Here is a 16,376-nt window from a genome sequence, read left to right on the forward strand (position 1 = left end):
GGGTCATGCGCCGCGGGCCGGATTGGGATAATCCAGGTCCCGTATGCCGAATTCCCCGCTTCCTCCATCTTCCGTACCCGGTGCACCGCGCGCGCTGCAGCCGCACGACCTGCCGGGCCTGCTGCAGGTGCAACTGGCCTGCTATGGCGAGGGCTTCGTCGAAAGCGCCGAGGTGTTTGCGCGTCGGCTGGCCAGCCCGGTGAACTGTTCGCTGGTGCTCGAACGCGCGGGGCAGGTCTGCGCCTACCTTGCGGCCTACCGCTCGGTGCGCGGCAAGGTCACGCCGCTGCACGGCGACTTCGAGAGCCCGGCCGGTGCCCCCGACACCCTGTACCTGCACGACATGGCCGTGCTGCCCGTCTGCGCGGGCCAGGGCCTGGCGCAGGTGCTGCTGGCGCCCCTGTGGGCCCAGGGGGCGGCATGGGGCCTGCACCACACGGCCCTGGTCTCGGTGCAGGGCTCGCAGGGCTACTGGGAGCGCCATGGCTATGCCGTGCAGCCGCTGGCCGATGCGCTGCAGCGCGAACGGCTGGCCAGCTATGGTGAAGGCGCCGTCTACATGCTGAGAGAACTCTGACCGGCGTTGCCCTGCGCCACGATCCATGCGCGAAAGCGCCGCAACGCGGGGTCGATCAACGCCTCGGGCCGGTAGACCAGGTGGTAGGCCAGTGGCGTGGCCAGGGGTTTGCAGTGCACGCTGACCAGTTCGCGCGCGTCCAGCTCCTGCTGCACCAGGGCGCGGCGCACCAGGGCAAAGCCCCGGCCGGCCACGGCGGCCTCGATGGCCGCGTTGGAATGCGCAAAGACGACTCCGCCCTCGCAGTCCACACCGGCCATGTCATGGGCCTCGCACCACAGGCGCCAGTCGCCGCGGTGCTCGTCGTGCAGCAGGCGGGCGCTGGTGATGTCGGCCACGCGCGCGGTGCGGCGCGGGGCCAGCAGGCGCGGGCTGCACACGGGCACCAGGTCGTCGGCCACCAGCACCTCGGACTGCAGGCCTGCATAGCGCCCCTGGCCATGGCGCACGGCGAAGTGCACGCCTTCGGCCGCCAGGTCCACCGCGCGGTTGGTGCTGCCCACGTGCACGTCCATGTCCGGGTGCTGCTGCAGAAAGCCGTGCAGGCGCGGCACCAGCCATTGCACGGCAAAGCCGGGCGTGCAGCTGACCACCACCACCTGCCGGCGGTTCGTGGACGCGATGCGCGAGGTGGCGTGCCCGATCACCGCCAGCCCCTCGGCGCAGGCGGCCTGGTAGTCGCGCCCGGCGGCCGTGAGTGCCAGGCCGCGCGGCTGGCGTTCGAACAGCGCGCAGCCCAGGAAGTCTTCGAGCTTGCGCACCTGCTGCGAGACGGCCCCTGGCGTCACATGCAGTTCCTCGGCTGCGCGCCGCACGCTGGCATGGCGGGCCGTGGCCTCGAAGAAGCGGATGGCGATCAGGGGTGGCAGGCGCATGGTTTTGTATAGCAGGGCTAAACGGCTGTAGAGGATAAATGGATTGCCCAGGCTGTGTGCTGCCGCGAAGATCGGCGCATGAACCTCGCCAGCCTCGTGCGTCTTTTCGCGCTTGCCGCCCTCTGGGGCGGCAGCTTTCTCTTCATGCGCATTGCCGCCCCCGTGTGGGGTGCCGTGCCCACGGCCTTTGTGCGCGTGGTGCTCGGGGCGGCGGGGCTGATGGCCCTGCTCGCGCTGGTGCGGCTGCGGCCGGCCTTTGGCGGCAAGCTGGGGGCGGCGCTGGTGCTGGGGGCCATCAACTCCGGCGTGCCCTTCCTGATGTTCGCGCTGGCCGCGCAGGTGCTGCCAGCGGGCTACAGCGCCATCCTCAATGCCACCACGCCGCTGATGGGCGTGGTGATCGGTGCGCTGGCGTTTGGCGAGCGCATCACGCCGGCGCGTGTGGGCGGCGTGCTGCTGGGCATGGCCGGGGTGGCGGTGCTCGCACAGGCCGGGCCGGTGGCACTCACGGCGCCGGTGTTGGGCGGGATCGCGGCCTGCCTGGTGGCCACGGCCTGCTACGGGCTGGCGGGCTTTCTCACGCGCCGCTGGATCACCCAGCGCGGCGGGCTGGACAGCCGCTTGGTGGCGTTGGGCAGCCAGTGGGGCGCTGTGTTGGCCTTGGCGCCGTTTGCGCTGTGGGAGGCCGCGCACCGGCCTGTGGCTGGCTGGCTCGCGGCCGGCCCCGCCGTCTGGGGCGCCATGCTGGCCCTGGGCCTGCTGTGCACCTCGTTCGCCTACGTGCTGTACTTTCGCCTGATTGCCGACGTGGGGCCGGTCAAGGCGCTCACCGTCACCTTCCTGATCCCGCTGTTCGGCGTGGCCTGGGGCTGGCTGGTGCTGGGCGAGGTGGCCACGCTGGCCCATGCGGCGGGCGGGGTGCTGATCGCGCTGGCGCTGTGGCTGGTGCTGCGGCCCGCAGCCGCCCCCGCACCGGCGCCTACCCCATCTGCCGCCGGGCGCTGAAGCCTTTTGCACCGAGCGTCTGTACGGCGCCACGCCAGGGCCCATCTGTCGCAGGCCCTGGTGATAATGGCCGCATCATGCCCAACCGCTGGAAACCCAATGTCACCGTGGCCGCTGTCGTCGAACGCGATGGCCGCTTCCTGCTGGTGGAGGAAGAAACCACCGATGGCCTCAAGCTCAACAACCCCGCCGGCCACCTGGACCCCGGCGAATCGCCCACCACTGCCTGCGCGCGCGAGGTGCTCGAAGAGACGGCCTTCGACTTCGAGCCCACGCACCTCATCGGCGTGTACCTCAACCGCTTCACCAAGACGCGCACGGGCGACGACATCACCTACCTGCGCTTTGCCTTTGCCGGCACCCTGGGCACGCACCACGCCTGGCGCACGCTGGACGAAGGCATCGTGCGCACCGTGTGGATGACGGCCGAGGAGATCCGCGCCTGCCCCGAGCGCCACCGCAGCCCCCTGCTGCTGCAGTGCCTGGCCGACTACCTGGCCGGCCAGCGCTACCCGGTGTCGCTGGTGCACACCGACATCTCGGTGACGCAGACCTCGGGCTGAGTGGGCGCGGGGTGCACCGGCAGAAATATTTCTGCGAGGGCATGTAACCCGCAGCGTGGGCGGGGCGAACTAACAGGCAGAGAGCGTGGCGCCGCGCGATCTGAACCACCCCTGTTTCGACCCCTTACTTCCTTCCTTATGGAGCGACCCACCATGCTGCACACCACCCAACCCGCCACGTCCGCATCCTTCGCGCTGGCCGCCGCCTTGCTGGCCTTGTCGTCGGGCGCCTTTGCCGCCGATGCCCCCAAGGGCTCCAAGGGCGCGGCCATTGCCGCCAACGACAAGGTGCACTGCTACAACGTGCACGAGTGCAAGGGCAACAGCGACTGCTCCACCGCCGAGCACAGCTGCAAGGGCCAGAACGCCTGCAAGGGCCATGGCTTCAAGGCCAAGACCGCCGCGCAATGCCTGAGCGAAAAGGGCACCATCGGTGATATCAAGGGGTGATGACCCTGCGCGGTTGCGCCATGGCGCAGCCGCCTGCTCACCATGGCACACGACCCCATCGCCGTGCGCGGCACCGGCTTCGGCCTGGGCCTGCGCACCCCGCACTACGCGGACTTTCTCGCCGGCCCCCAGCCGCTCGACTGGCTGGAGGTCATCACCGACAACTACCTCGTCGAGGGCGGCAAGCCGCTGGCGGTGCTCGACACGCTGCGGCGCGATTACCCCATGGCGATGCATGGCGTGGCCATGTCCATCGGCTCGGCGCAGGGCGTGGATCTCTCCTACCTGCGCCAGGTCAAGGCGCTGGCCGACCGCATCGAGCCGCTGTGGGTGTCCGACCACCTGTGCTGGGTGGGCCCGGGCACCGGGCCCTGGCTGCACGACCTGTACCCGCTGCCCTACACCGATGCCTCGGCACGCCATGTGGTCGCGCAGATCCGCCGCGCACAGGATGTGCTGGGCCGCCGGCTGGTGCTGGAGAATGTGTCCAGCTACATCCGCTACAGCGACGACAGCGCCAGTGAATGGCAGTTCCTGGCCCACATCGCGCAGGAGGCCGATTGCCTGCTGCTGGTCGACGTGAACAACATCCACGTGAGCAGCGTGAACCACGGTTTCGATCCGCTCACCTACCTCGACGCGCTGCCTGCGCACCGCGTGCAGCAGATCCACCTGGCCGGGCATTCGGACCTGGGCGACCACATCATCGACACGCACGACCATCCGGTGGCCCCGGCCGTGTGGGCGCTGTATGCCCAGGCCTGCGCGCGCTTTGGCGCGGTGGCCACCATGGTCGAGCGCGACGACCGCATTCCCCCGCTGGCCGAGCTGCTGGACGAGATGGCCGTGGCACGGCGCATTGCCGCCGAGCAGCTGCCGCTGGCCGGCACGGCAGACCCTGCTGCCTGGTCTTGGGCCACCACGCCAGCGCCTGCGCAGCCGCTGCAGGTGCAGCAGCAGGAACTGGCGGACCGCATCCTGGCCGAGCCGATGCAGGCCCTGGACGCCGATGCCCCGGTCAGGGGCCGCCTGGGCATCTACCACCATGCCTACCGCGCGCGCCTGGCCGAGGTGCTGGCCGACACCCATGCCAAGACCTGGCTGTACATGGGCTCGGACATCTTCGAAGAACACGCCCGCCACCACGCTGTGGCGCACCCGCCCACGGTGCGCAGCCTCAACCGCTATGGCGAAGGTTTTGCCGAGGCGCTGCGCGGCATCTACCCCGACAACCCGGAGCTGTACGAACTGGCCCGGCTCGACTGGGACCTGCGCACGTGCTTCGACGGCCCCGACGTTCCAGCGCTGGAGGGCGATGCGGCATCCGCCCCGGACTGGATCCACCGCGGGGCGGTGCTGCACCCAAGCGCGCTGCTGCGCCCGCTGACCACCAATGCCGTGGCCCTGTGGAACGCCATCCATGCCGACAGCGAGGTGCCCGAGGCCCTGCCGCTCGCAGAACCCGCCACCCTGCTGGTCTGGCGCAAGGGCTACCAGCCGCACTTTCGCACGCTGGACCGGCACGAGGCCGCGTGGCTTGCCCATCTGCAGGCCGGTGCCTCGGTGGAGCAGGCCTGCGCGCTGCTGCAGGCCGATGGGCTCCTGCCTGCACCGCAGGAACTGGCGCAGTGGCTGGCAGCGCTGCTGCGCGATGGCCTGGTGCGTGCGGATGCGCCGGCCGCTATTCAGCCGTCAACTTGCGCTCCTTGATGATGGCGGCCCACTGGGCCGATTCCTTCTTCATGAAGGCCGTGAGTTCCGCGCGCGTGGTGGGCTGGGGCGTGAGGCCATGCTTGTCCAGCGCCTCCTTCACTGCGGGGTCATTGAGCACGGCCACGATCTCGCGGTTCCAGCGGTCCAGGATCGCGGCGGGCGTCTTGCCTGGCGCCACGAAGGCGTACCAGTTGAGGGCCTCGAAACCCGGAAATCCCGACTCGGCCACGGTGGGGATGCCCGGCAGATAGGCCGGCCGTGTGAGCCCGGTCGTGGCCAGCGGCACCAGCCGGCCCGCCTCCACATGGGGCATGGCCGTGGGCGGGGCCGAGAAGTACGAGGCCACGCGTTCGCCCAGCAGGTCCTGCAAGGCAGGCGCGCCGCCCTTGTAGGGCACATGCACCATGTCGATGCCCGCGCGCTGGTTGAACAGCTCGCCCGCCAGGTGCGAGGCCGAGCCCGCGCCGGTGGAGGCAAAGTCCACGCTGCCGGGCTTCTTCTTGGACAGCTGCACGAACTCGGCCAGGGTCTTCACGCCCGTGGCCTTGTGCACCACCAGCACGTTGGGGAAGTTCACGCCGCCCGAGACGGGTGCCAGGTCCTTGAACGGGTCGTAAGGCAGCTTCATGAGGTGCGGGGCGATGGTGAGCGGGCCGATCGAGCCCAGCAGCAGCACCGACCCGTCGGGCACCGCGTTGGCCACGAACTGGTGCGCGATGTTGCCGCCCGCACCGCCCTTGTTGTCCACCACCACCTGCTGGCCGATGTTCTCGCCCAGCTTCTTGGCGATCAGCCGGGCCGCTGCATCGGCCGCACCGCCGGCGGCGAAGCCCACAACCAGCGTCACGGGTTTCTTCGGCGGAAAGTCCTGGGCCTGGGCCGGCGTGGACAGGCCCAGGGCGGTGAGTGCCGCTGCCTGCAGCAGCCATTGTCGTTTGTTCATCGGGGTCTCCTTGTGTTGTAGGGGTGGGCGCTCAGTCGGCCGGGTGGAGCAAGGGCTGGCCAGTGCGCCAGCGCGCCAGGTTGTCGAGAAACAGCGCATCGACCCGCGCCGCATTGCCATCGGAGAAGCCAGCACTGTGGGGTGTGGCGATGACGTTGGGCAACTGCCACAGCGGTGAATCCGGCGGCAGGGGTTCGTGCTCGAACACGTCGAGGTAGGCGCCGGCCAGTCGCCCGCAGCGCAGCGCGTCCACCACGGCGGCTTCGTCCAGCACCTCGCCGCGGGCCACGTTCACCAGGTGTGCGCCTGCGGGCAGACGCGCCAGGGCCGCGCCGTCCACCAGGTGGCGCGTGCGCTCCGTGAGCGGGCAGGCCAGCACCAGCCAGTCGGCGTGCGGCAGCGTCTCGGGCAGGTCGCCATAGGACACGCATTCGGCACCGCCGTCGGCCGGGCCCCGCGCGCGGCGCACGGCCACCACGCGCAACCCCAGCATGTCCAGCCAGGCGCCGATCTGCCGGCCGATGGCACCCCAGCCCACGACGACGGCCGTCTGCCCCGCCAGGTCGCGCGGCAGGCCGCTGCCGATGAGCGGCGCCCAGCGCCGGTCGCGCTGCGCCGCCATCAACTCGGGGAAGCGGCGCGCCAGGGCCAGTACGCCGGCGAGTGCCGTCTGGGCGACCACGGCGGCGTTGGTGCCCGACGATGTCGTCACCTGCACGCCGCGTGCGCGCAGCGCCCGGTACACCGGGCGGTCTGCGCCTGCCGAATGCACATGCACCCAGCGCAGGCCGCTCTGCCCGAGCAGTGCGTCATAGAAACGGGCCGTACCGGGCAGCACTTCGTGCTTGGTGGACAGGCCGGTCACGTCGCGCGAGACAAAGGCCGCATCGAATGGGGCACCCTGCTCGGCATCGGCCAGCGAGACCGCATGGGTCTGTGTGGCCAGCCGCGGCGACAGGCGTGCGAGCGCCACATCGGACAGCAGCAGGCGCTGCGTCATTGCGCCTCCGCGCCGGACGCCTTCACGATGAGTTTCCATTTCTCGAACTCGCGCTGGGTGAAGGCGCCGAACTGCTCGGGCGTGCCGCCCACCGGGTCGGCCCCTTCGCGCACCATCTGCTCCTGCAGCCCGGGCAGGACCTCGTTGACGCTGCGGTTGAGCGCCGCGACCACGGCCGCGGGGGTGCCCTTGGGCGCGAAGAAGCCGAACCAGGAGCCGGCCTCGAAGCCTGGAAAGCCCTTCTCGGCCACCGTAGGCACGCCCGGCAGCGAACGTGAAGGCCTGGCACTGGAGACGGCCAGCGCGCGCAGCTTGCCCGCATGCACATGCTGGATCACCGACGGAATGGTGGCGAACATGAACTGCAGCCGGCCCGCGAGCAGGTCGTTGAGCGCGTTGGCGCCTTTGTAGGGCACGTGCAGCGGCTCGGCGCCCACCCGTTGGCCGAGCATGAAGCTGGACAGGTGCGACGAGGTGCCCACTCCGGTGGAGCCGTAGCTCAGCTTGCCGGGGTTGGCCTTGAGGTGGGCCACGAACTCTTCCAGCGTTTTCGCGGGCACCGAGGGGTGCACGACCAGTACGTTGGGCACATCGGCGATCTGCACCATGGGCACCAGGTCGGCCAGCGGGTCGTAGGGCAGGTTCTTGTACAGCGTCTGGTTGATCGCGATGGGACCGACGGAGTTGACGATCAGGGTGTGGCCGTCGGGCGCGGCACGCACCACCTCTCCGGTGCCGATGTTGCCGCCGCCGCCCGGCCGGTTGTCGATGACGAAGGGCTGGCCCAGCCGGTCCGCCAGCTTCAGCGTCACGGCACGCGCCAGGATGTCGGTCGTGCCGCCGGCCGAAAAGGCCACCACCACGCGCACGGGCTTGGTGGGCCAGCGGGGCTCCTGCGCATGGCTTGCCAGGGGCAGGGCCGCGAGCAGCGCGAGGCCGCCGGCGGCCGTGCAGAGCCGGCGGCGCTGGGTGGCGAATGTCCCATCGCTGTGGCCGGGTGGATGGGAGGGAAAGGGCTTCATGGTCTTGTCTCCTGATCGTTTTAGGGGCCCGCGAGGGCCCGTGTGCGCCGGGAGGTCCAGGCGCCTTCGTTCCACCGAAGTCTTGGGGAGGTACTGCCGTAAACGGGGTTTCAGTCCCGGTACCCCGGGTCATTGCGGTCCAGCATGCGCAGCAGGGCTGGCCACTCCATCACGCCGTAGGGGCGGCGTGTGCCGGGTTGGTAGTTGTTCCAGGTCTCCTCCAGCACGGCCGGGGGCACCTGCACGAAGGGGCTGCCGGTGGCCATGGCCGCCAGCTGCGAGCGGCAGGCCAGCTCCAGCCGGTGCATCCAGTTGAAGGCCTCGCCCATGGTGCGGCCTACCACCAGGGCGCCGTGGTTGCGCAGGATCAAGGCCTCGCCCTGGCCGAGGTCGGCGACCAGCGAGGCCTGCTCGGCCGTGTCGAGCACCACGCCCTGGTAGTCGTGGTAGCCGATCTTGAGGAAGCGCATGGCGGTCTGGGTGATCGGCAGCAGCCCGCATTCCAGCGCGGAAACCGCCATCGACGCCCAGCTGTGCGTGTGGATCACACAGTCCACCTCGGGGCGGGCGTGGTGCACGGCGCTGTGGATCACGTAGCCGGCCTTGTTGATGCCATAGCCCAGGTCGCCGAAGTCGGGCTGGGCCAGGATGGCGCCGCCGTGGTCCACCTTGATGAGGCTGGACGCCGTGATCTCCTCGTACATCATGCCGTAGGCGTTGATGAGGAAGGCGCCGTCTTCGCCCGGCACGCGCGCGGAGATGTGGTTGGCCATCATGTCGGCCATGCCGAAATGCGCGACCAGGCGGTAGCAGGCGGCCAGGTCCACGCGGGCCTGCCATTCGGCATCGCTGCAGTGCGGGCGCATCGAGGGGATGCGCAGCCTGCCGTCGGGAGAAGTTGGTGCCATGGGGATCTCCTGTGGTGTGGAATGGATTGGCGGGGAATCTCAGTCATCGCCCAAACCGATGGGGCTGGGCTGGCGCTCTTCCACCGCATGGCGCAGCAGCGCCGCGGTGCGGAAGATGCCGTGTGCGAACTTGCCGTAGGGCATGGTGGCAAAGAGCGCCATCACCGCGCCCAGGTGCAGGCACAGCATCAGGGCCAGCGCCGGCGTGCCGCGTGCCGCCCACAGCGCAAGGCCGCTGGTGGCGGTGAGGAACAGGAGCGCGATGAAGCCCCTGTCCATGGGCTTTTGAGTGGCATCGCCTTGCGCCGGGTGGCGCCTGAGGTTCAGCCTCCAGAGCCCGGCCGTGCCCAGCGCGAGGCTGACACCGCCCACCAGGCCCAGCAGCTTGGGCAGGCTGGGCAGGTCGTAGGGTGCGGGTTGGCCCAACAGGTAGTGGTACAGCGTGGCCACGCTGGTGGCGGCAAAGCACAGCGCAAAGCCGTAGAAGGTGAGGTGGTGGAAGCGCCTGCGCCACAGGGTGTAGGCATCGTCCGCGTCGTGGCAGCCCTCGCCATGGCCACCGTCCAGGTATCTCAGGCGCAGCACGGCATCCGTGGCCTCGGCCGCCGCCGGGCCGCTGAGCGGTGCCCCGCTGGTCGCGGGCGAGATGTCGCGCCAGAAGCGGCGCACCCCCAGGGCCAGGGCCAGCGTGGCGAACAGGAACACCGGTGCGAACAGGCCCACCAGCAGGTTGTGCGGAAAGATGCCGTAGAAGCTGCCCGCCGGCCGGCCCCACAGGGCACCCAGTCCCTTGCCGTTGAGCACCACGGCCAGCACCAGGAACAGTGCCAGCCCGGCGGCCAGCGCCAGCGACAGCGTGAGCCCGTTGCGCTGGTACAGCGCGCCCAGCGCGGGTGGCCAGGCATAGTCGGCATAGGTCTGGCCGCGCACCTGGGCCATGGCCTGCGGCACGTTGACCCCGAATGCGTGCGGTGGCGCGTACTGGCAGGCGTGCAGGCAGGCACCGCAGTTGTGGCACAGGTTGGCCAGGAAATGGATGTCGGCCTTGCCGAATTCGAGGCGCCGCGTCATCGCCGGGAACACGGCGCAAAAGCCTTCGCAGTAGCGGCAGGCATTGCAGATCTGCATCTGGCGCGCGACTTCGGTCTCGGGGGCTGACAGGGAGATGGCGAGGGCGCCATCGGCCAGGGCGCGTGCATCCTGTACCAGGGCATCAAGCGACTGCATGGGCCACCTCCTCGCGTTGTGCTGCGCGCGCAGCGTTCGTGCCCGCGATGCGCCCGAAGGCCGTGCCGATGGACATGCCGACCCCGGCCGTGTAGCCCTTGCCCAGCACATTGCCGGCCATCATCTCGCCGGCCACGAAGAGGTTGGGGCTGGCCTGGCCGCCGAAGTGCACGGCAGCGCTCTCGTCGGTGCGCAGGCCCAGATAGGTGAAGGTCACGCCGGGCCTGAGGGCGTAGCCGTAGAACGGCGGCGTGGCGATGGGCCGTGCCCAGTGCGTCTTGGCAGGCGAGATGCCCTCGGTGTGGCAGTCGTCCAGCGCGGTGTGGTCGAAGCGGCCGACACGGCAGGCGGCGTTGTAGTTCTCCAGCGTGTGCATGAAGCGGCCCACGTCGAGCCCCAGTTGCTGCGCCAGCGCGGGCAGGCTGTCCGCCTGCACACCAGTGAACACCGGTGGCATGAAACGGCCCACGGCCTGGCTGTCGATGATCGAATAGGCGATCTGCCCGGGCTGCTGGGCCACCAGGCGGCCCCAGATGGCATAGCGCTTGGGCCAGAAATCCTCGCCTTCGTCGTAGAAGCGTTCGGCCTGCTGGTTGACCACCACGCCGAGCGATACGCAGTCGATGCGCGTGCAGATGCCGCCGTCGTACAGCGGCGCACGCGCGTCGATGGCCACCATGTGCGCCTGCGTGGGGTCGCCGATGCGGTCGGCGCCGTGTTCATCGAGCAGGTGGCGCAGCAGCACGCCGCGGTTGTAGGCCGTGCCGCGGATCAGGAAGTTGTCCGACGGCCACTCGCCGCGCGCGTTCTGGCCCCAGGCCTCGCGCAGCCATTCGCGGTTGGACTCGAAGCCGCCGGCCGCCAGCACGCAGGCGCGTGCGCGGATGCGCTGGCCCTTGCAGTGCGCTGCGACAAAGCGCCCGCCTTCGGTCTCGATGCGCTCCACGGGGGCTTCGTAGCGCACCTGCACGCCCAGCTTTTCGGCGCTGCGGTAGTAGGCGTTGACCAGCGCTTTGCCGCCGCCCATGAAGAAGGCATTGGTGCGCGCCGTGTGCAGCGCGCCCGCCAGCGAGGGCTGGAAGTGCACGCCATGGCGGCGCATCCAGTCGCGGCAGGTGCCCGAGGCGCGGATCACCAGGCGCGCCAGGTGCTCATTCGTCTGACCGCCGGTCACCTTGAGCAGGTCCTGCCAGAACTCTTCTTCGGGGTAGGCGTCGACCAGCACGTCCTGCGGTGCATCGTGCATGCAGCGCAGGTTGCGCGTGTGGGCCGAGTTGCCGCCGCGCCAGGCGCGCGGGGCCGCCTCCAGCAACAGCACGCTGGCGCCGGCCTCGCGCGCCATGAGTGCGGCGCACAGGGCGGCATTGCCGCCGCCGATCACCAGCACGTCGGGGATAGAGGAGTTGGGCATGGCTCAGCGCTCCCGCAGGCGGGGAGCGCGGGCGGGGTGCGCGCGCGGCATCGTGGGGTCTCCTGGGCGGTGTGGCCGCCCTGTGGTTTGGGGTGAGCACCACTGTAGAAATCCCCCGGCCCGCCGTGCAGCAGGCTCCGGTCATGCAGGTATCACGAAGCCAGATGGCTGGGTGTGCCTTTTTCGATCAGGGTGGTGCCGAACCACTGGCCGGCCTCCACCAGGCCACGCACGCAGTCGGCCACCACCACGCGCGCGGCCAGGGCGGCGGGCGAGAGTTCGTCCTCCGACAGGCTGCACAGCAGGTTCACGCGGCGCGCGGGCGCATCGGTCAGGCGCGCGCACTGGAAGCGCCGGGCCGCATCGGGGTAGCGACCCATGGCCGCCCAGGGTTGCAGGGTGGAGCCCAGGCCGGCATCCACCGCGGCCATGACCATGGCCAGGGAGTCGACCTCCAGCACGATGTGCGGGGCCACGCGGTCGCGCGCGAAGGCCGTGTCCAGCGTGCTGCGCAGGCCGTGCGGGCCGGTGGGCAGGATCAGCGGCTCGTCGCCGAGCTCGGCCACTGTGATGGTTTCGGGCAGGCGGCGCGCCCCCGGGCCGCCGCGCGCGCAGATCAGGAACAGGTCTTCCTCCAGCAGCGGCTGCACCTGCCAGCGCCGCCCGGTGCCCGCTGGCTGCGCCTGGTGCAGCCGGGTGTCGAACAGCACGGCCAGGTCGAGCTGGCGCGCGTGCAGCATGTCCGTGAGGTGGCCGGACATGCCCTCGACCATGTGCAGCCGCACGTCGGGGTAGCGGCTGCGCATGGCCTGCATCAGCGGCAGGCCCAGCACGCCCGAGGTGGTGGGCGCCAGGCCCACGGTGACCGTGCCCGACAGGCGCGCCTGCTGGGCCGCGCGCACGGCCTGTTCGGCATGGCGCAGGGTCAGCTGCGCCTCGCGGAAGAAGGCCAGCCCGGCCTCGGTGGGCGCCACGCCGCGCGGCGTGCGGTGCAGCAGCCGCGTCGCCAGCTCCCCTTCGAGCCGGGTGATCTGCTGGCTCAGGGCGGACTGCACTACGTCCAGGTCCAGCGCGGCGCGGCTCATGGAGCCGCGCTCCACCACGCGCACGAAATAGCGCAGTTGTCTCAGTTCCATCGGGGTTCTGCCTGGCGTGCAGCCATCATGGTGTGTGATGGGGGCGATGGTCGCACACCGCGGGCGGTGCCGTCACACCCCGTTCGGCAGCAGCGTGGCCAGGGCCTCGCGCATCCAGCGCGCGACGAGCTGCTGGCGCTCGCGCGGCATGCGGTCCAGGGTCGATGCGACGCTGATCGCGGCGACCGGCGCGCCCTCGGCATTGCGCACGGCCATGCCCGCGGCCAGCACGCCCTGGGTGGCATGGTTGCCCACCACCGACCAGCCGCGCTCGCGCGTGGCGCGCACCAGGATGGCCAGGCGCTCGGGCGTCATGCCGCCATAGCGCGGCAGGGCCTGCGCATTGGCGGCGATGCAGGTGTCCACCTCGTCGTCGGGCAAGGCCGCGAGCAGCGCCAGCCCGGCCGCACCCACGCCCAGGGGCTGGCGCGTGCCGACCTGGATCACGAGGATCTGCACCGGGTGCGTGCCCACGTGGCGCGCAATGCAGTGCGAGGCCGGCCCCTCGCGCACGATGGCGAAGGCCGCATCGCCGCAGGCGCGGCTTACGCGTTCCAGCACGGGCGCCAGGCGCATGGCCATGTTGGGCAGGGCGGCGGGCGCGGCCACGGCCGCCAGGCGCGGCCCGGCCACGTAGTGGAAGCGCCCGCGCCGGGCCACGTGGCCGCCTTCGAGCAAGGTGGCCAACAGGCGGTAGACGGTGGCCCGCTCCAGGCCTGCGGCACGGCACAGCTCGATCACGCGCAGGCCGTCGCGGCCGCTGGCGAGCACGGCGTCGAGCACCTGCAGCCCGCGGCGCAGCGTGCGGCTGCCGGGGTCGTCCAGCGGCGTTTCGGCCACAGGGGTGGGTGTTGGAACGTCCGGCAGGCGGACGTTTCGATTCGCAGGTCGGGAGGGCATGGGAAAGAATTTGTCCGTCGATGCAACCAGTGCGCAGTGTGCCGCAGAGCCACGCACCGGGGGCACCAAGACGGATTTTCCCGACACACCCAGGAGACAAGACATGACCTCGCACACCACTGCGCCACGCCGGCGCCTGCTGGCCCTGGCCGCCGCCATCGCCTGCACCGCCGCCCTGCCCCTGCAGGCCCAGACCGCCAACGGCTTGGCCTGGCCCACCAAGCCCGTGAAGCTCGTCGTGGGCTATGCAGCCGGTGGCGCCACCGACGTGATCGCGCGCCTGGTGGCGGTCAAGCTCGGCGACCAGCTCGGCCAGCCCGTGGTGGTGGACAACCGTGCGGGCGCCAACAGCAACGTGGGCGCCGAGGCCGTGGCGCGCGCGCCGGCCGACGGCTACACGCTCTACGTCTACACCATCGCCAACACCATCAATGCCTCGCTGTACGGCAAGCTGGGCTACGACCCGGTCAAGGACTTCGAGCCCATCGGCATGATCGCCAAGATCCCGAACATCCTGGTGGTCAACCCCAAGCTGCCGGTGAAGAACCTGGCCGACTACGTGCGCTACGCCAAGGAGTCTAAGGACGGCATCACCTTCGCGTCCTCGGGCAGCGGCTCGTCCATCCACCTCTCGGGCGAGATGTTCAAGATGCAAAGCCAGCTCAAGATGCTGCACGTGCCCTACCGCGGCAGCGCGCCGGCCGTGACCGACCTGCTCGGCGGCCAGGTGGATTCGATGTTCGACAACACGCCCTCGGCCCTGCCGCATGTGCAGGCCGGCAAGCTGCGCGCCATTGCCATCACCAGCGCCCAGCGCTCTCCCCTGCTGCCCGATGTGCCCACGCTGGCCGAGTCGGGCTACGCGGGCTTCGACGTGCAGTCCTGGTTCGGCCTGGCTGCGCCTGTGGGCACGCCGCGCCCCGTGGTCGAGCAGCTCAACGCCGCGCTCAACAAGGTGCTGGCCCAGCCTGAGGTGCGCAGCCGCCTGCAGGAACTGGCTGCGACGCCCGACTCGGGCACGCCCGACAAGATGCGCACGTTTGCCGCCGCCGAGATCAAGCGCTGGCGCGAGGTGGTCAAAGCGTCCGGCGCCACGGCCGAGTAAGCGATCCATTCCCCCCCACCACGACCCTTCTCCCCATGTTCCCCATCGACTTCTTCTGGCGCGCCGCCCAGCGCTGGCCCGACCGCATCGCCATCGACGCGCCCGAGGGCGCCATCCGCTACGACGCGCTGGCTGCGCGCGTGGCGGCGCTGGCGGCCGGCTTCACCGCCATCGACCCGGCACCGCAAAGCCGCGTGGGCATCTGCGCGGGCAACAGCGCCGACCACATCGCAGCGCTGCTGGCCGTGCTGGCCTGCGGCAAGGTCTGGGTGCCGCTCAACCCCAAGAGCACCCGGCCCGAGATCCGCCGCATCATCGATGCGACCGAGCCGTCCATCCTGGTGCTGGACGCGGCCTGCGCTGACCTGCTCGATGGGGCTCCCGGGGCCCTGCTGACGACTGCAGGATTGGCCGACCTGGCCGCCGCGCATGCCGGCGCGCCGCGCCCCGTGATAGCCCTGCCGGACGATGCGACCCAGGCCATCAAGTTCACGGGCGGCACCACGGGTGCGCCCAAGGGCGTGATGCAGCCTTACCGCGCGTGGATGGCCAACATCACCAACCAGATCCATGCCTGGGGCTTCGACGAGCACGAGCGCTACATCGTCGCGGCGCCCATCACGCACGGCACTTCCACCTACCTGCTGCCCATCCTGGCGCAGGGCGGCTGCCATGTGGTGCTGGCCGGCGCGGGCGCCGAGGCGGTGCGCACGGCCTTTCGCGAGCGCGGCGGCACGGTGTGCTTCATGCCGCCCACGCTGGTCTACATGCTGATGGCATTGCCCGGTGTATCGCGTGCGGACTTTCCGCGCCTGCGCCGGCTCATCTACGGCGGCGCGCCCATGCCGCCCGAGAAGATCCGCCAGGTGCGCGACTTCTTCGGCCCGGTGCTGGGCACGACCTACGGCCAGACCGAGGCGCCGCAGATCCTCACGGTGATGCAGCCCGCGGACTTCGAAGACCCGGCCAACTGGGCCGCCGTGGGCCGCACTACCTGGTTCAGCGACGTTGCCATCATGGCGCCCGACGGCCGCCTGCTGCCCACGGGCGAGGTGGGCGAGGTGGTGGCGCGCGGCGACCTGCTGATGACCGGCTACTGGCGCCTGCCCGAGAAGACCGCCGAGACCCTGGTCGACGGCTGGCTGCACACGGGCGACCGCGGGCTGATCGACGAACGCGGTTACCTCTACCTCAAGGACCGGCTCAAGGACATGGTGATCACCGGCGGCTTCAACGTCTACCCCGTGGACGTGGAGAACGCGTTGGGCCAGCACCCCGCGGTGCACGAGTGCGCAGTGTTCGGCCTGCCCGACGACAAGTGGGGCGAGACCGTGCAGGCCGCCGTGCAGCTGCGTCCCGGCGAACAGGCGACGGAAGCCGAGCTGATCGCCTTCGTGCGCGAACGCCTGGGCCCGGTGCAGACGCCCAAGCACATCCATTTCCACGAGAGCCTGCCCCGTTCGCCCGTGGGCAAGGTGCTCAAGTCCGCCGTGCGCGACGCGGCACTGGCCGCCACGGCCACCGCCTGAAGGAACCACTCC

16 protein-coding genes are annotated in these 16,376 nt (G+C 70.5%); 7 read left to right on the forward strand and 9 right to left on the reverse strand.

The window, feature by feature from the left end; all coding sequences use genetic code 11:
• The first annotated feature begins 43 nt into the window (after positions 1 to 43).
• Positions 44 to 577 (forward strand): GNAT family N-acetyltransferase, encoded by a 534-nt coding sequence (locus AC3WOH_RS01895; protein ID WP_492227710.1) that lies wholly within the window; start codon positions 44 to 46, stop codon positions 575 to 577.
• Here the strand turns inward: AC3WOH_RS01895 and gcvA are convergent.
• On the reverse strand, positions 556 to 1,452 hold the full coding sequence (gcvA, locus tag AC3WOH_RS01900; protein ID WP_492227711.1) for a transcriptional regulator GcvA: 897 nt from the start codon (positions 1,450 to 1,452) through the stop codon (positions 556 to 558). The two genes, AC3WOH_RS01895 and gcvA, sit on opposite strands and share 22 nt — an antisense overlap.
• Positions 1,453 to 1,530: 78 nt before the next feature.
• On the opposite strand from gcvA, the gene AC3WOH_RS01905 reads away from it, so the two are divergent.
• The 4 genes from AC3WOH_RS01905 (at position 1,531) to bufB (ending at position 5,180) form a co-directional block, all read left to right on the forward strand.
• A complete protein-coding gene (locus AC3WOH_RS01905) occupies positions 1,531 to 2,457 on the forward strand; it encodes a DMT family transporter (protein ID WP_492227712.1) in 927 nt (308 codons plus the stop codon).
• A gap of 77 nt (positions 2,458 to 2,534) precedes the next feature.
• Positions 2,535 to 3,020, forward strand: a complete 486-nt coding sequence (locus AC3WOH_RS01910) for an NUDIX hydrolase (protein ID WP_492227713.1) — start codon at positions 2,535 to 2,537, stop codon at positions 3,018 to 3,020.
• Between the two features lie 153 nt (positions 3,021 to 3,173).
• Entirely contained in the window at positions 3,174 to 3,470 is a 297-nt protein-coding gene (gene bufA2, locus AC3WOH_RS01915) for a BufA2 family periplasmic bufferin-type metallophore (RefSeq protein ID WP_184855365.1), read from the forward strand.
• A gap of 42 nt (positions 3,471 to 3,512) precedes the next feature.
• Positions 3,513 to 5,180: an MNIO family bufferin maturase gene (gene bufB / locus AC3WOH_RS01920; protein ID WP_492227714.1), complete on the forward strand. Its 1,668-nt coding sequence runs from the start codon at positions 3,513 to 3,515 to the stop codon at positions 5,178 to 5,180.
• Here bufB and AC3WOH_RS01925 read toward each other — a convergent pair.
• The 8 genes from AC3WOH_RS01925 to AC3WOH_RS01960 all read right to left on the reverse strand — a co-directional run bounded on the left by AC3WOH_RS01925 (position 5,152) and on the right by AC3WOH_RS01960 (position 13,730).
• On the reverse strand, positions 5,152 to 6,126 hold the full coding sequence (locus AC3WOH_RS01925) for a Bug family tripartite tricarboxylate transporter substrate binding protein (protein ID WP_492227715.1): 975 nt from the start codon (positions 6,124 to 6,126) through the stop codon (positions 5,152 to 5,154). The genes bufB and AC3WOH_RS01925 overlap by 29 nt on opposite strands.
• 31 nt (positions 6,127 to 6,157) lie before the next feature.
• Positions 6,158 to 7,126: a D-2-hydroxyacid dehydrogenase gene (locus AC3WOH_RS01930; RefSeq protein ID WP_492227716.1), complete on the reverse strand. Its 969-nt coding sequence runs from the start codon at positions 7,124 to 7,126 to the stop codon at positions 6,158 to 6,160.
• On the reverse strand, positions 7,123 to 8,148 hold the full coding sequence (locus AC3WOH_RS01935; RefSeq protein WP_492227717.1) for a Bug family tripartite tricarboxylate transporter substrate binding protein: 1,026 nt from the start codon (positions 8,146 to 8,148) through the stop codon (positions 7,123 to 7,125). Before AC3WOH_RS01935 ends, AC3WOH_RS01930 begins: the two co-directional genes overlap by 4 nt.
• Before the next feature lie 110 nt (positions 8,149 to 8,258).
• Positions 8,259 to 9,056 (reverse strand): class II aldolase/adducin family protein, encoded by a 798-nt coding sequence (locus tag AC3WOH_RS01940; protein WP_492227718.1) that lies wholly within the window; start codon positions 9,054 to 9,056, stop codon positions 8,259 to 8,261.
• Between the two features lie 39 nt (positions 9,057 to 9,095).
• The gene (gene tcuB / locus AC3WOH_RS01945; RefSeq protein WP_492227719.1) at positions 9,096 to 10,283 is read right to left on the reverse strand and encodes a tricarballylate utilization 4Fe-4S protein TcuB; all 1,188 of its coding nucleotides are present in this window, start codon (positions 10,281 to 10,283) and stop codon (positions 9,096 to 9,098) included.
• On the reverse strand, positions 10,270 to 11,694 hold the full coding sequence (tcuA, locus tag AC3WOH_RS01950; protein WP_492227720.1) for an FAD-dependent tricarballylate dehydrogenase TcuA: 1,425 nt from the start codon (positions 11,692 to 11,694) through the stop codon (positions 10,270 to 10,272). The genes tcuB and tcuA overlap by 14 nt, the downstream gene beginning before the upstream one ends.
• A 152-nt stretch (positions 11,695 to 11,846) precedes the next feature.
• Positions 11,847 to 12,830: a LysR family transcriptional regulator gene (locus AC3WOH_RS01955; RefSeq protein ID WP_492227721.1), complete on the reverse strand. Its 984-nt coding sequence runs from the start codon at positions 12,828 to 12,830 to the stop codon at positions 11,847 to 11,849.
• Positions 12,831 to 12,902: 72 nt separating this feature from the next.
• Positions 12,903 to 13,730 carry an IclR family transcriptional regulator gene (locus tag AC3WOH_RS01960; protein WP_492227722.1) on the reverse strand — a complete coding sequence of 276 codons (828 nt, stop codon included), beginning with the start codon at positions 13,728 to 13,730 and terminating at the stop codon, positions 12,903 to 12,905.
• A 103-nt stretch (positions 13,731 to 13,833) separates the two neighbouring features.
• Here AC3WOH_RS01960 and AC3WOH_RS01965 point away from each other — a divergent pair, with 103 nt between their 5' ends.
• Together AC3WOH_RS01965 and AC3WOH_RS01970 are read left to right on the forward strand one after the other, a co-directional pair.
• Complete coding sequence (locus AC3WOH_RS01965) at positions 13,834 to 14,835, forward strand: tripartite tricarboxylate transporter substrate binding protein (protein ID WP_492227723.1); 1,002 nt, start codon at positions 13,834 to 13,836, stop codon at positions 14,833 to 14,835.
• A 35-nt stretch (positions 14,836 to 14,870) separates the two neighbouring features.
• Positions 14,871 to 16,364, forward strand: a complete 1,494-nt coding sequence (locus AC3WOH_RS01970; RefSeq protein ID WP_492227724.1) for a class I adenylate-forming enzyme family protein — start codon at positions 14,871 to 14,873, stop codon at positions 16,362 to 16,364.
• Positions 16,365 to 16,376: the final 12 nt, after the last annotated feature.

This window comes from Acidovorax sp. FW305-C-20-28 (genome assembly GCF_058783375.1).